This window comes from Microlunatus kandeliicorticis (assembly GCF_014137855.1).
In the GTDB taxonomy this organism is placed as follows: domain Bacteria; phylum Actinomycetota; class Actinomycetes; order Propionibacteriales; family Propionibacteriaceae; genus Microlunatus; species Microlunatus kandeliicorticis.
The window spans coordinates 141,088-154,392 of sequence record NZ_JACGWT010000003.1 but is presented as its reverse complement, the minus strand read 5'-3'; the positions used below and the strand labels follow the sequence as shown (position 1 = coordinate 154,392).

General features: G+C 74.1%; 15 protein-coding genes and 1 riboswitch. Of the genes, 9 read left to right on the top strand and 6 right to left on the bottom strand.

The annotated features are described in order from the left end of the window. Nucleotides 1-80 precede the first annotated feature (80 nt). Nucleotides 81-893 (top strand): carbohydrate ABC transporter permease, encoded by an 813-nt coding sequence (locus tag FHX74_RS09790; RefSeq protein WP_328823792.1) that lies wholly within the window; start codon nucleotides 81-83, stop codon nucleotides 891-893. Nucleotides 894-1,022: 129 nt separating this feature from the next. On the opposite strand, the gene FHX74_RS09785 is transcribed toward FHX74_RS09790, so the two are convergent. Further along, the gene (locus FHX74_RS09785; protein ID WP_182559949.1) at nucleotides 1,023-1,640 is read right to left on the bottom strand and encodes a pentapeptide repeat-containing protein; all 618 of its coding nucleotides are present in this window, start codon (nucleotides 1,638-1,640) and stop codon (nucleotides 1,023-1,025) included. A 62-nt stretch (nucleotides 1,641-1,702) separates the two neighbouring features. Next, nucleotides 1,703-2,755, bottom strand: coding sequence for an apolipoprotein A1/A4/E family protein (locus FHX74_RS09780; protein WP_182559948.1), 1,053 nt, complete (start codon nucleotides 2,753-2,755; stop codon nucleotides 1,703-1,705). A 161-nt stretch (nucleotides 2,756-2,916) separates the two neighbouring features. On the opposite strand from FHX74_RS09780, the gene FHX74_RS09775 reads away from it, so the two are divergent. Further along, nucleotides 2,917-3,459, top strand: coding sequence for a peptidylprolyl isomerase (locus tag FHX74_RS09775; protein WP_328823741.1), 543 nt, complete (start codon nucleotides 2,917-2,919; stop codon nucleotides 3,457-3,459). Nucleotides 3,460-3,558: 99 nt separating this feature from the next. Next, the gene (locus tag FHX74_RS09770; protein WP_182559946.1) at nucleotides 3,559-4,488 is read left to right on the top strand and encodes a rhomboid family intramembrane serine protease; all 930 of its coding nucleotides are present in this window, start codon (nucleotides 3,559-3,561) and stop codon (nucleotides 4,486-4,488) included. 74 nt (nucleotides 4,489-4,562) lie between these two features. Here the strand turns inward: FHX74_RS09770 and FHX74_RS09765 are convergent, their stop codons facing one another. The 4 genes from FHX74_RS09765 to FHX74_RS09750 all read right to left on the bottom strand — a co-directional run bounded on the left by FHX74_RS09765 (nucleotide 4,563) and on the right by FHX74_RS09750 (nucleotide 7,851). Beyond that, nucleotides 4,563-4,958, bottom strand: a complete 396-nt coding sequence (locus FHX74_RS09765) for a hypothetical protein (protein WP_182559945.1) — start codon at nucleotides 4,956-4,958, stop codon at nucleotides 4,563-4,565. 32 nt (nucleotides 4,959-4,990) lie between these two features. Then, on the bottom strand, nucleotides 4,991-5,269 hold the full coding sequence (locus FHX74_RS09760; protein WP_182559944.1) for an Lrp/AsnC family transcriptional regulator: 279 nt from the start codon (nucleotides 5,267-5,269) through the stop codon (nucleotides 4,991-4,993). Nucleotides 5,270-5,278: 9 nt separating this feature from the next. Beyond that, a complete protein-coding gene (locus FHX74_RS09755; RefSeq protein WP_182559943.1) occupies nucleotides 5,279-7,123 on the bottom strand; it encodes a DEDD exonuclease domain-containing protein in 1,845 nt (614 codons plus the stop codon). Nucleotides 7,124-7,386: 263 nt separating this feature from the next. Next, the gene (locus FHX74_RS09750; protein WP_182559942.1) at nucleotides 7,387-7,851 is read right to left on the bottom strand and encodes a hypothetical protein; all 465 of its coding nucleotides are present in this window, start codon (nucleotides 7,849-7,851) and stop codon (nucleotides 7,387-7,389) included. On the opposite strand from FHX74_RS09750, the gene FHX74_RS09745 reads away from it, so the two are divergent. The 6 genes from FHX74_RS09745 to FHX74_RS20240 all read left to right on the top strand — a co-directional run bounded on the left by FHX74_RS09745 (nucleotide 7,832) and on the right by FHX74_RS20240 (nucleotide 13,298). After that, nucleotides 7,832-8,149 carry a hypothetical protein gene (locus FHX74_RS09745; protein WP_182559941.1) on the top strand — a complete coding sequence of 106 codons (318 nt, stop codon included), beginning with the start codon at nucleotides 7,832-7,834 and terminating at the stop codon, nucleotides 8,147-8,149. The two genes, FHX74_RS09750 and FHX74_RS09745, sit on opposite strands and share 20 nt — an antisense overlap. Nucleotides 8,150-8,317: 168 nt before the next feature. Beyond that, a complete protein-coding gene (locus tag FHX74_RS09740; protein WP_328823740.1) occupies nucleotides 8,318-8,614 on the top strand; it encodes a hypothetical protein in 297 nt (98 codons plus the stop codon). A gap of 224 nt (nucleotides 8,615-8,838) precedes the next feature. After that, a riboswitch (cyclic di-AMP (ydaO/yuaA leader) is annotated at nucleotides 8,839-9,020 on the top strand. Between the two features lie 7 nt (nucleotides 9,021-9,027). After that, nucleotides 9,028-10,143 carry a C40 family peptidase gene (locus FHX74_RS21080; protein ID WP_182559940.1) on the top strand — a complete coding sequence of 372 codons (1,116 nt, stop codon included), beginning with the start codon at nucleotides 9,028-9,030 and terminating at the stop codon, nucleotides 10,141-10,143. Nucleotides 10,144-10,598: 455 nt separating this feature from the next. Then, nucleotides 10,599-11,597 (top strand): hypothetical protein, encoded by a 999-nt coding sequence (locus FHX74_RS09730; protein WP_182559939.1) that lies wholly within the window; start codon nucleotides 10,599-10,601, stop codon nucleotides 11,595-11,597. Further along, entirely contained in the window at nucleotides 11,594-12,823 is a 1,230-nt protein-coding gene (locus tag FHX74_RS20245; RefSeq protein WP_182559938.1) for a glycosyltransferase family 4 protein, read from the top strand. Before FHX74_RS09730 ends, FHX74_RS20245 begins: the two co-directional genes overlap by 4 nt. A 46-nt stretch (nucleotides 12,824-12,869) precedes the next feature. Beyond that, nucleotides 12,870-13,298, top strand: a complete 429-nt coding sequence (locus tag FHX74_RS20240; protein WP_182559937.1) for an SRPBCC family protein — start codon at nucleotides 12,870-12,872, stop codon at nucleotides 13,296-13,298. Nucleotides 13,299-13,305 lie beyond the last annotated feature (7 nt).

Here is a 13,305-nt window from a genome sequence, read left to right as displayed (position 1 = left end):
CAACGCTGCTGCCCCCGACCGGTGCGGACACCGCACCGGCGCGCCCCGAGCGTGCCGTCGGCGTCCGCCGCCGGACCCCGGTGGGCACGGTGGTCACCCACCTGTGCCTGATCATCGGGGTGATCCTGTCGCTGTTCCCGTTCTACTGGCTGATCGTCATGTCGACCTCGACCACCGGCGAGATCTTCGGCTATCCGCCCAAGCTGGTGCCGGGGACGCACCTGCTGGAGAACCTGCGCAACATGCTGGCCAACGTCGACCTGCTGTCGGCGCTGGGCAACACCCTGATCGTCTCGCTCAGCCTGGCGGTGCTGGTGATGCTGTTCGACAGCCTGGCCGCCTTCGCCTTCGCCAAGTACAGCTTCCCGGGCAGCCGGGTGCTGTTCAGCATCCTGCTGGTCACCTTCCTGCTGCCCGGCAGCCTCTCGCTGGTGCCCAGCTTCGTGCTGATGAGCAAGCTCGGCTGGGTGGGCGGACTGCAGGCGTTGATCATCCCCGGGGCGGCCAACGCCTTCGGCATCTTCCTGCTCCGGCAGTTCGCCGCCGGCGCGATCCCCAACGAGCTGATCGAGTCCGCGCGGATCGACGGAGCCGGCTTCTTCCGCACCTGGTGGACGGTGGCCATCCCGATGCTCCGTGGCGGTCTGGCCTTCCTGGGCATCTTCACCTTCATCACCGCCTGGAACGACTACGTCTGGCCGCTGATCGTGCTGGTGAACCCGCAGAAGCAGACCCTGCAGGTCGCGCTGTCGACGCTGAACTCGGTCTACGGCACCGACTACGGCCAGGTGATGGCGGGCGCGCTGGTCAGCGTGATCCCGCTGATCGGGATCTTCCTGATCGGGTCGCGGCACTTCATCGCCAACATCGCGGCGGGCGCGCTCAAGGGCTGAACGCCCTTCGACAGGCTCAGGGCACCGTGGTCACCACGGTGCCCTGAGCTGTCTCCCGAGCCTGCCGACAGGTCGCGGCGGTGCCCTGACCCGTTCCCTGAGCCTGTCGAAGGGCGGGCGTGGGCGGGGTCAGTCGTCCGTAACGGCGATCCGCAGGTGCCGGGCGAGCTGCGGCGCGAGGTAGCCGAGCTGGGTGGAGCTCACCACCAGCCCGGCGGCCCCGTCGAGCGAGGTGACGGCGCCGAGGTCCGCGCCCCGCACGTCGGCGTCACGCAGCCGGGCGCGGGCGAGCTCCAGGGTGCCCACCCGACAGCCGGGGAGCGCGAGCCGTTCGACCTGGGCGCCGCCGAGATCGAGCTCGTCGATGGTGCAGTCCCGGACCACCAGGTCGCGGATCCGCGCGCCGCGCAGGTTGAGGAAGCCGAGCTTGCTGTCGCGGATCTCGACCGAGTGCCACTCGGACTCGTAGAGCTCGGCCGAGCCGATCCGCGACGAGGCGATCTCCACCCGGCGCCAGCCCGATCGCGGGGCAGCCAGTCCGGCCACCTCGACCCGGGCCCAGCGGCAGTCGGCGAAGTGCGCGCCGCGCAGGTCGGCGTCGTCGAACCGGCAGCCGTCGAAGGAGCACCCGGCGAACGTGGTGCTGCGCAGATCCCGACCGCCGAAGTCCTCACCGGTCCAGCGCTCGCGTTCGCGCGTCTCGCCGTCGAGGACGTCCATCGCCGAGCTGTCGGCGAGCTCGCCCAACCCGACCGGCTCGATCCGCGGGGCCGCCGGCCCGGTCGGGGCCGAGCCCTTCCTCGCCGGGGTCAGCTCCGGTCCTGCTCCGCGCCGTCCTTGGTCTCGGCGGCCGGGTCGACGACCTCGTCCGGTCCGGCCTCGGGCTGCGTCGACTCCTCGGTCGGCTCGTCCGCGGCGTGCGCCGGCTTCGGGGTGACCGCGTCGGCGTCGGGCGCGACCTCGAAGACCGCCGCGTGCGAGGCGACGACGGCGGCCGACGGGTCGTCGTCGACGGCCCCCGGGGCGGTCGGCGCGCTGGCCGCGGTCCCCGGGCCGGAGCCGTTCTCGTTCGGTCGGGCCGGCTCGGTGATGGTGGTCGAGGTGTACGGGGTCGGGCGGGCGGCCTGCCAGTCCGAGTCACCGCCACCGAGGAACTTGCGCAGCAGCACGAACGCCACCCCGCCGATGCCGGCGATCACCAGCAGGCGCTTGAGCCAGGAGCGCTTGCGCGGCGCGTCCTCGGGCAGCACCAGCTCGCCGCGGAGCGCGGCGGCCGCGGCCCGGCTCCGCTTCTGCGCCTCGAGCCCGGCGGCGCTGTTCACCGCGCCGTCGGCCACCTCGCTGAGCCGGTCGGCCAGCTTGGGCAGCAGGTCGCCCTGCACCCGGTCGCGGGCGTGCTCGAGCGCCGGGGTGACCCGGTCGAGCGCGTCGTCGAGCCGCGGGCTGAGCTTCTCTACGGCGTCGTGGGCCACGTGCGCGCCGCGCTTGCGGGCCTCCTTGGCCACCGGGGCGACCTTCTCCGCGGCGACGGCGGCGTAGGGGGCGACGCGCTCGCTCACCGTCTCGTAGGCGGTCTGGGCCACCGGGGTGACCCGCTCGGCCACCGTCTCGTAGGCCGCGTGGGCGTAGGGCTCGACCTTCTCGCGGGCGGCGTGGGCGTACGGCTCGACCTTCTCGGCGGCGGCCTGCGCGATCGGGGCGACCTTGTCGGCGGCGGCCTGGGCCAGCGGGCCGACCTTCTCGGCCGCGGACTCGACGGCGTCGGCGGCGGAGTGGATCAGCGGTGCCACCTTGTCCGCGGTCGACGTGGCCAGCTCGTCGACGGCGGCCTCGATGCGACGGGCCTGCTTCTTCCTGCTCACGCTGTTCCTCCGGTCTCGAACGGGACCGCCCGGCGGGGGCGTGGGGCAACCGTACCGTGGGCGTTCGGCCGCAGTTGAGCCCCCGTGACAGGATGGTCGGACTCCCGCGCCGGTCCGCCGGGCGGGTCCACCGTCGTCCCACCGGAAGGACTGAATCCCAGGTGTCCGAAGCCACCGCAGGCGCCACGACCGCCCAGCAGGTCACCCTGCACACCAACCACGGCGACATCGTGATCAACCTGTTCCCGAACCAGGCTCCGAAGACCGTCGCGAACTTCGTCGGGCTGGCCACCGGGTCCAAGCCGTACCGCGACCCGGAGACCGGGGAGCAGAAGACCAGCCGCTTCTACGACGGGCAGATCTTCCACCGCGTGATCGACGGCTTCATGATCCAGGGCGGCGACCCGCTGGGCACCGGCTTCGGCGGCCCCGGGTTCACCTTCGCCGACGAGTTCCACCCCGAGCTGGCCTTCAGCAAGCCCTACCTGCTGGCGATGGCCAACGCCGGTCCCGGCACCAACGGCTCGCAGTTCTTCATCACCGTCGGTCCGACCCCGCACCTCAACCGCCGGCACACGATCTTCGGCGAGGTGGCCGACCAGGCCAGCCGCGACGTCGTCGACGCGATCGCCAAGACGCCGACCGGCCGGAACGACAAGCCGGTCTCGGACGTGGTCATCGAGTCGGTGGAGGTCACCGGCTGACACCACCCACGACCCTCCCGCCGGAGCGATCCGACGGGAGGGCGGCTTGGGTGTGACGGGCCGGCCGGGCACCCGGCGCCGGCCGCGAGAAGAGGGGACATGAGCGAGCCGCCGCAGGGCCGACCCGAGTTCAGTGCGCCGAGTTATGCCGCCTGCTACCGCCACCAGGACCGCTCGACGCTGATCACCTGCCAGCGCTGCGGCCGGCCGATCTGCGGCGAGTGCATGAACCCGGCGGCGGTCGGTTTCCAGTGCCCGGACTGCGTCCGCAGCGGCGGCGCGACGCCGTTCCCGGGTGCGGGCGGCGGCTCCGGACGGAGCTTCTTCGGCCGGTCACGCGCCGGCAGCGGCTGGGGTGCCCCACGGGCCCGGCAGCCGAAGACGGTGTTCGGCGCCAACCTCAGCAACCGGCAGTCGCCGATGACCAAGGCGATCATGGTCGCGCTGGCCGTGGTCTGGGTGAGCGGCCTGCTCACCCGGGGCCTCACCACCGGGCTGCTCGGGCTCGATCCGGTCGGGCTGGCCAGCGGCCAGTTCTGGCGGCTGGCCACCTCGGCCTTCGTCAGCTTCGGCCTGCTCGCCCTGCTGATGAACCTGCTGGTGCTCTGGCTCGCCGGGCAGGTGCTCGAGCAGCAGCTGGGAGCCTGGCGGTTCCTCGCCCTCTACGTGCTGTCCGCCGCGGGCGGCGGCACGCTGTTCTTCCTGATGGCCGGGTTCGGCGGGTCGATCGCCGGCAGCTCGGCGGCGGTGGTCGGGCTGCTGGCCGCCAACGGCGTGATCAAGCTCCGACGCCGTGAGGACGTCCGCGGCGACGTCGCGTTGCTGATCCTGCTGCTGGCCTACGCCTTCGCGGTCTCGGGAGTCGAGTACTTCGCGAGCCAGCTCGGCGGCATGGTCGTCGGCGCCCTGACCGGCGTCACGCTGGCGTACGCGCCGCGGCGACACCGCACCGCGCTCCAGGTGGCCGGACTGGTGCTGATCGCGGTGATCTGCGTCGGCGTGGTGGCCGCCCGCTCCTTCGTGCTCTGAGCCGGTCGCCGGCGGCACGTCCGGGCCGTCGGGTGACCGGGGCTCTGGGAGCCGATCAGACCAACCGGAATCGATCAGACCTGGGGAACGCGTGGCACCGGGATCGGTGCGGCGGCCGGGGTGCTCCAGAGCAGCCAGGCCACCACCACGGTCACCACCAGCACGGCGCCGCTCACCACGGCCAGGATGAGCAGCGCCCGCGGCGACAGCCAGGCGTCCGGGCTGGCGGCCACGTCGAGCGGGTCCTCCAGGTCGGCGACCGCCCCGGGCCACACCACGTCGGGACCGGCCGACCCGGACCCGTCGGCCCGGTCCGGTTCGCGGGCGTCGGTCAGCGCCGTGGTCGACGGTGCCGTCGGGCGCGTGCCGGGATAGACCGGTTGCCGCGGGTCGTCGGGCGCGTCGGTACCGAACGGTGCGCCGGTCGGGGGCGCCCAGTCGCGGAGCGGTCGCTGGTCCGGGTCGGTCATCGTGGTGGCGAGCGTGCTGCAGAGGTCGGCGGTCAGTCGGCGCCGAGCGCGAACGCCGCCTCGAGGTCGTGGCTGGAGTAGGCGCGGAAGGCGATGTGGGTCTCGGTGCTGAGGACGCCGGGCACCTTGTTGAGCTGGTCGGCGACCACCTCGGCGACCTGCTCGTGGCTGGTCACCCGGACCAGCGCGATCAGGTCGATCGCACCGGTCACGGAGTAGACCTCGGTCACGCCGCGCAGGTCGGCGATCGCCTCGGCCACCTCCGGGATCCGCGCGACCTCGGCCTTGATGAAGACGATCGCGGTCACCATGACCGGAGCCTAACCCGCGGCCGGGGCGCCGACCGGTTCAGGGACGACCGGATCCGGCGGCGCGCCGAGCGTCTGGCGGACCAGCTCGTCGTGGGTCACCACGCCGTGCAGCGGCCACCACCAGTCGCCGGTGACGCTGATCAGCCGGCTGCCCGGGCGTTCGAGCCAGTCGGCGATCCGGGTGGTCTCCTCGATCGTCGCGGCCGGGGCCGGCCCGACCGGACGCGGCACGGTCTCGGCGGTCAGCTGCAGGTCCCGGGCGACCCGCTGCGGCACCTCGCCGGGGCGCGCCAGACCGGCGGCGGCCAGCCGTCCCCAGCGGATCACGTGGATCTCCCAGTGCGGCGCCTCCCAGCGGGCGGCGACGATCTCGGCGCACCGGGCCAGGCTGCTGACCCGGTGGTAGCGCGCGGCGGTGCGGGTCAGGGCCTCCAGCCGGCTCCGGAGCGCGGCGGCCTCCTCGAACCGCTGCTGGTCGGACAGCCGGCGGAGCCGGTCGCCCACCGCGGCGCAGGCGTCCCGGGCGTCGGCGGTCATCGCGGTCCGCACCCGGTCGACGAGCACGGTGTAGGCGTCGGCGCCGACGGATCCGTCGCAGGGCGCGGCGCACCGCTGGAGCTCGGCCAGCGCGCACGCCGGTCCGCGCGGGACGAGGCTGAGCCGTGGCGTGCACTGACGGATCGGGAACGCGTCGTAGAGCGCCAGCATCACCTCCTCGGCGGACTGACGGCGTCCGAACGGGCCGAAGTAGGTGGCGTCGTCGTCGCGGACGTCGCGGACCAGCGACAGCCGGGGGAACGGCTCGACGGTGATCTTGAGCCAGTGCTGCCGCTCGGGGAACTTCGAACGCCGGTTGTACCGCGGGGCGTGCGCGGCGATCATCCGCAGCTCGACGACCTCGGCGTGCAGCGGGGTCGCGCACGGGTGCGCGACCACGCCGGTGGCCACCCGGACCATCTCCTCGATCCGCGGGCGCTTCTCGGCAGCGGTGAAGTAACTGCGCACCCGCTTGCGGATGTTGAGGCTCTTGCCGACGTAGAGGACCTGCCGGTCCGGCTCCTCGGGCGCGTCACCTCCCGGCTCGGCGTCGTTCCCGTCGGCGGCGCGCTCCTCGACGGCCGGGCGTCCGAGCGAGCGGAGGCCGTCGGCCACGAAGAAGTAGACGCCCGGTTCCTCGGGCAGGTCGGCCGCCCAGGTGCGCTTCGCCCGGCGCTGCGGCGACACCTTGCGGGTGAACTCGAGCAGGTCCTCGTAGCTGTGCACGCCGAGGTTGCCGACCCGTTCGAGCAGCCGGTGCAGCACCTCGACGGTCGCCTGGGCGTCGGTCAGCGCCCGGTGGTTGGGGCTGACCTCGGTGTGGAAGTGCCGGGCCAGCGTCGAGAGCTTGCAGTTGGGGACCTCGTCGCGGAGCAGGATCTGCCGGGCGAGGGCCGCGGTGTCGACCACCGGGAACCGCGGCCACGGGTACCCGAGCGCGCCGCAGGCCCGGCGCAGGAACCCGGTGTCGAACGGTGCGTTGTGCGCGACCAGCACGCTGCCGCGGGCGAACTCGAGGAAGGCCGGCAGCACCGAGTCGATGCCGGGCGCGGTGGCCACCATCTGGTTGGTGATCCCGGTCAGCACCGCGATCAGCGGCGGGATGTGCGCCTGCGGGTTCACCAGGGTCTGGAACTCGCCGAGCAGCGCCCCGCCCGACACCTTGACCGCCCCGATCTCGGTGATCCGGTCGTCCTCGGCGCCGCCGGTGGTCTCGAGATCGACCACGCAGAACGTGACCTCCGACAAGTGCCGACCGAGGTCGTCGAACGACGCCTGCACCTCGGCCGGTCTGCGCTGTGCCCCGGCGACCGACATGCCCCGGACGCTAGGCACCGCCACTGACAGTCCCTCGGGTCCGCGCTTCGACGGGCTCAGCGCGCGGTCGGCGGACGGGCTCAGCACGCGGTCGGCCAGCGCTTCGACGGGCTCAGCGCGCGGTCGGCCAGCGCTTCGACGGGCTCAGCGCGCGGTCGGCCAGCGCTTCGACGGGCTCAGCGCGCGGTTGGCGGAACGGGCCCTGAGCCTGTCGAAGGGCGGTCAGCCGAGCCCGACCCGGCAGACCCGGCGCGCACGACCGGTCAGGTGCAGGTGGGGGCGGCGTCGAGCTGCGCGGCGGCCCGCTCGTAGGGGTCGATGTGCTTCGGGGCCGCGCGGTAGGTACGCACCCAGATCTGCTGCGCGACCGCACCGGGCACCTTACCGTCGGCGTGCCGGGCCATGTCCTTGAGGTGCATGTTCCAGTCGCCCATGGCCACCGCGGCGGTCCGCAGCACCGGCTGCTGCGCGGCGATCCGCTGCTGGCAGGCGGCGATCTTGCGCGCCACCACCGGGTTCGCGTTCGGGCGGGTGTCGCAGGCGTCGCCGACCGGCTGCTGGGCCTGCAGGGCCTCGCGGTAGCGCTGGATGTCGTCGGGGCCCTGCGCGCGGGTCTTGGCGAACCGACGGTCCATCGTGGCCACGCTGATCAGCCCGCGGTCGGCGGCGTACTGGGCCTGGACGTGGACCGACCAGTTGTGGATGCCGATGGCGGCCTGGTTGAGCACCTCGTCGGTGCTGCGGACCCGGGTGATGCAGGCCTGCAGCGACGCCCGGGCCTCGGCCGACTCGGCCGAGGCGGACGCGCTGGCCGGCGCAGGACTGGTGCTGCCCGTGCCGCGAGTGTCGTTGCCGCCCGGGGTGCTGGGTGAGCCGTTGCCCGACGCGGAGGAGCGGGCAGCCGGCGAGGCGCTGTCCGACCCGCTGGACCTCGGCCAGACTGCGATGGTGACGACCACGGCGGCGACCACGACGGCCACGCCGACGGCGATGGCCACGGCCCGGCCGCGCGCCGGCTCTGCGTGACGAGGTCGCGCCATCCGAATCCCCCCGAATCCCCTGGCTGGAAGCGTTCCGACGCTATCCCACCGCCGTCACCCGGGCCGCTCCGGCCCGTTGCGGACCGTTCCGGACCAGGGAGGGCACCGGTCCTCGCGCCGCCGGACTGTCAGTGGCACCCGTCACGCTGCGGTCATGAGTGATCTGAGGAGCGGCCACGGCGGTGGGCCGGACCCGCGGTTCCGGAGCCGGCGCGAGCCGGGGGCCGGTCCGGTGCTGGTGGACTGCGACGCCTGCGCCGCACGCGGCCCGGCCTGTGGCGACTGCGTCGTCACGGTGCTGCTCGGCGAGCCGGTCAGCGGGGTCCGGTTCGATCCCGACGAGCAGCACGCGCTCGAGGCCCTGGCCGAGTCCGGGCTGGTGCCGCCGCTGCGGATGGTGCCGCGGTACGCGAACCCGCCAGGCCTGCCGCTGGGGGAGCAGACCGGCTGACCGGGGCTCCGACGCCGTCGGCGGCCGGTCCGGAGACCTCGAACCTGAAGATCCTCCCAGGCCCGGCACAGCTTTCCCGCAGGCTGCCCCGCGTCACCCGCGGGGGACGCACACTGAGGGGGCTGGAGTCCGTCCGGGGGAAGCGGACTCGGTTTGCCGCCGCACCTGCGGTGACATACCGTTTGTCTCGGCGTCGTGATCGTTCGGTGACATTTGGTCACCGGTCCCGACGCCCGTCGAATCCCGGACACGGCCAGCGGTCGTGCGAGGGAACCGGGGAACCAGTCACGTGGGGTGAATCGGCGACTCGTTCGGCCTTTGCCGGTACCGAACGAGCGGGGCGCCGTAGGACCACCTTCAGGTCCGAATCCGTCAGCTCACCTGGTAGACGTCGAATGAAGGAGTTCTTCCGCGTGCCCTCACGCCCCGACACCGTTCGCGGTACCGGCCCCGCCCGTGCGTTCCTGCGCCGTGCGGCTCTCCTGCTTCCCACCGCCGCCCTGGCCGGCGCGCTGGCGTTCAGCTCGAGCGGTCCGGCGCTCGCCGACCCGGCGCTGACCGTCGACCAGGCCAAGGCGCAGATCGAGCAGCTCCAGATGGACGCGGCTGCGCTCGACCAGCAGTGGGACGGGATCCAGGTCAAGATCACCCAGACCGAGCAGGACCTCAAGCAGCGCAAGGCCGCCCTGGCCGCGCAGACCGCCAAGGTCGCGACCCTGCGGACGCAGCTCGGTCAGCTCGCTCTCGCCGAGTTCCAGAACCGGAACCTCGACACCCGGGCGCAGCTCTTCGTCACCCAGGACCCCGAGGGCTTCCTCAGCCAGATGTCCACGGTGGAGAAGGTCAGCCAGAACCAGAACGCCTCGCTGCAACAGTTCCAAGCCGAGCAGGCGGTGCTCACCGACCTGCAGCAGGGTGAGGCGGCCGACCTCGCCGGGCTCCAGGCCGACAAGCAGCAGCTGGCCAGCGTCCGCAAGGCCTCGCAGGCCAAGATCACCCAGGCCCAGGCGGTGCTCGACAAGCTGTCCGCCGAGCAGCAGCGCAAGCTCGCCGCCGAGCGCGCCAAGCAGGAGGCCGCCTCGCGGCAGGCCGCCGCCGATGCGATCGCGGGCAACGCCGTGGGCGGCGCCGGGGCGTCCGGCACGCAGGCCGCCACCGAGATCCCGGCCGGGTCGGGCAAGGGCGAGCAGGCGCTCAAGTTCGCGCTCTCCCAGATCGGCAAGCCGTACGTGTTCGGCGCGACCGGCCCGAACGCCTACGACTGCTCGGGCCTCACCCTGGCCGCCTGGAAGTCGGCCGGGGTCAGCCTCGACCGGACCTCGCAGGCCCAATGGCACGACGGCGTCTCCGTGCCGCTGTCGCAGCTCCAGCCGGGCGACCTGGTGTTCTTCTACAACAGCACCGCACCGACCCACGTGGCGATCTACCTCGGCGACGGCAAGGTCGTCCACGCCCCGCACCCGGGCGCCAGCGTCGAGATCATCAACATGAACTACATGGACCCGGTCGGCGCCCGGCGGCCCGGCTGATCCGGACCCACCGGTCGGCGTCGCCGGCCCGCACCACCGCTCAGCCCCGGACGCGACCGCGCCCGGGGCTGTTCGCTGCCGCAGGGCCGATCCTTGGGCCGGGTCGTCGCCCGCTGGTCGCCGCGCTGCTCTCCGTCGCGCTGCTGGTCCCGCTCGCCGGCTGCGACGCCTCCGGCCCACCGGACGGAGGGCCGTCCGCGCGCCCGGCACCCACCGCGACGGCCACCCCGACCGTCACCGGGGCCCCGACCGCCCCGCGCGTCGACGCCCAACCGTTCCGACTGTCCGGCGACCGGCTGGCCGCGATCCAGGTCTCGCTCAGCGGGCTGGCCGACGCGGGTCGCCGTCGCGACGCCGGAGCCTGGGCCGCCCGGCTGGCCCGTGGCCGCACCGCCGCCGAAGCCGACGCGCAGCAGCTGCTCTGGACCAACCTCGGCCGCCTCCGGCTCACCACCTTGACGCTCAGCGCCACCGGCCGGGCGCGCGCCGACGGGACCCGGACCGCGGTCGAGGTCCGGCTGCGCTGGCGACTCCCGGGTGATGACCGCACCGCCGACAACCGGGTCTGGATGACCTTCGACCGCGACGACCGGTGGGCGGCGCCCGGAGCAGCGCCGTCGGGAGCCGCCGACCCGACGCCGCTGTGGTGGTTCGCGCCGGTCACGGTCGCGCGGGACGCCGACGCCACCGTGCTCGCCGCGCCCGGGGTCGATGCCGACGCGTGGCTCACCCGGGCCGCCGACGCCGCTGCCACCGTGACCCGCCAGCTCCGCGGGACCGTGCCCGGCACCCCGGCGGCCGACGCCGGCTGGGACCGGCGGCTGGTGCTCGAGGTCCCGGCCGACCAGGACGGCGTCGAGCGGGTGGTCGGCGCGGCCGCCGGCACCGAGGGGCAGCTCGCCGCGATCGCGTTCGCCGACGGCTCCGACGCCGCGGACGCCCCGGTGCGGGTGGTCGTCGACCCGGTGGTCACCCGCGGCCAGAGCGCCGCCGGGGTGCGGCTGCTGCTCGTCCACGAGACCACCCACGTCGCCACCCGGTCACCCGCCTCGACGCTGCCGCTCTGGCTGGTCGAGGGGTTCGCCGACTTCCAGGCCTACACCGCGGTCCCGGAAGGGCGCGGACCCGCCCTCGGGTTGCTGGCCGAGGCGCAGCGCAGTGCCGGACCCCCCGACGGCCCACCCGGTGACGACCGGTTCGGCGCTCAGGCGGCCGATCTCGACCTCAGCTATGCCCAGGCCTGGAGCCTGTGCGCCTTCCTGGCCGAGCGTGGCGGCTCGGGAGGAGCCGGGGCCGCGCGGCTCGACGCGTTCTACGCCCGGCTCGACGCAGCCAGCCGACCCGGGGCCGACCCGGCGACCGTGCTCGACGCGACCCTCCGCCGGACCTACGGCCTCGACCACGACGGCTTCGTCGACGGCTGGCGCGCCTGGTTGGCGACGAACGCGCGATGACCCCGGCGGCAGAGACGACCCCGTCGGCGGTGACGACCCTGGTGGTGACCAACGACTTCCCCCCACGGGTCGGGGGGATCGAGTCGTTCGTCCGCGACGTCTGCACGCTGCTCGACGACGACGTCGTCGTGCTCACCAGCATGAACCGGCCCGGCCGGACCGACCGGGTGACCGGAGCCGACGCCGAGCACGACCGGACGCTGCCGTTCCCGGTGGTGCGGCTCCCGGGCCCGCTGCTGCCGACCGGCGCGGTCGGTGACCGGGCCGTCGCGCTGCTGCAGCGGTACGGCTGCCGGCGGGTCCTGTTCGGGGCGGCCGCGCCGCTCAGCCTCCTGGGCCCCCGGCTCCGCGCCGCCGGCGCCGACCGGGTGGTCGCGCTCAGCCACGGTCACGAGACCTGGTGGGCGCGGGTGCCCGTGGCCCGCACCCTGCTCCGGCGGATGGTCGCCGGGCTGGACGCCCTCGGCACGATCTCCGACTGGAGCGCCGCGCGGATCGCCGCCGCGCTCCCGGACGCCGACCGGGCCCGGTTGGTCCGGATCCCGCCGCCGGTCGACACGACGGTGTTCCGGCCGGCGGACGTCCGGCCCGGGGACGGCCCGGCCCGGGTGGTGGCGGCGGGGCGGATGGTCCGGCAGAAGGGCTTCGACGCGCTGCTCGAGGCGTGGGCGCTGCTGCCCGCCGGCCGCCCGGCCGAGCTGGTGCTGGTCGGCGACGGCCCGGCCCGCGAGCGGTTGACCCGGCAGGCGGCCCGAACGGGCGGTGCCGGACCGGTCCGCTTCGCCGGGCTGCTCGACCGGGAGTCGCTGGCCGGGCTGATGCGGTCGGCGACCCTGTTCTGCCTCCCGGTGCGCACGGTCCGCGCCGGGCTCACCGCGGAGGGGCTGGGGCTGGTCTTCGCCGAGGCGTCGGCCAGCGGGCTGCCGGTGCTCGTCGGGCACTCCGGCGGCGCCCCGGAGACGGTGCGGCCCGGGGTGACCGGCGAGCTGGTGGATGCCGCCGACCCGGCGGGGATCGCGGCGTGGATCGGCGAGCTGCTCGCCGACCCGGAGCGGGCCCGGGCGATGGGGGCGGCCGGTCGGCGGTACGCCGTCGACCGGTTCGGGGCCGAGACGGTGCGGACCGTGCTGCGCGGGGTGCTCGACCTGCCGGCGGGCGCGGACGGCACGGGTCCGGACGCCGGCGACGCGCCGGGTCGTCCCGGCGCTGTCGGACCGGCCTCGTAGGGTGAACGCCAGCCGGGTCCACCGACGCCGGCGGGAGAGGGACGACGTGGCCGACCAGACCAGCTCGAGCATCGACATCGACGCCGCCCCGGCGGAGGTGATGGCCGTGATCGCCGACCTCGAGCGCTACCCCGAGTGGGTCGACTCGCTGAAGAGCGCGACCGTGCTCAGCGAGCGCGGCGGCCGGGCGGAGCAGGTGCGGATGGTGCTCGAGCACCCGGTGGTCAAGGACACCTACACCCTGGCCTACGACTGGGACGGCGACCGCGAGGTGCGCTGGCACCTCGTCGAGGGCCAACTGCTCAAGGCGATGGACGGCTCCTACGCGCTGACCCCGGCGGGCCGGGGCACCCGGGTCACCTACACCCTCGCCGTCGACCTCAGCCTGCCGATGCTCGGGATGATCAAGCGCAAGGCCGAGAAGACGATCATCGACGGCGCCCTCAAGGGCCTGAAGAAGCGCGTCGAGGGCTGATCCCGTG

Bases quoted from the DNA above. Each gene is read 5' to 3' on its own strand.
- FHX74_RS09770 (WP_182559946.1), top strand. From the start codon at position 3,559: ATGAGCGAGCCGCCGCAGGGCCGACCCGAGTTCAGTGCGCCGAGTTAT.
- FHX74_RS09765 (WP_182559945.1), bottom strand. From the start codon at position 4,958: ATGACCGACCCGGACCAGCGACCGCTCCGCGACTGGGCGCCCCCGACC.
- FHX74_RS09760 (WP_182559944.1), bottom strand. From the start codon at position 5,269: ATGGTGACCGCGATCGTCTTCATCAAGGCCGAGGTCGCGCGGATCCCG.
- FHX74_RS09755 (WP_182559943.1), bottom strand. From the start codon at position 7,123: ATGTCGGTCGCCGGGGCACAGCGCAGACCGGCCGAGGTGCAGGCGTCG.
- FHX74_RS09745 (WP_182559941.1), top strand. From the start codon at position 7,832: ATGGCGGCCTGGTTGAGCACCTCGTCGGTGCTGCGGACCCGGGTGATG.
- FHX74_RS09740 (WP_328823740.1), top strand. From the start codon at position 8,318: ATGAGTGATCTGAGGAGCGGCCACGGCGGTGGGCCGGACCCGCGGTTC.
- FHX74_RS20245 (WP_182559938.1), top strand. From the start codon at position 11,594: ATGACCCCGGCGGCAGAGACGACCCCGTCGGCGGTGACGACCCTGGTG.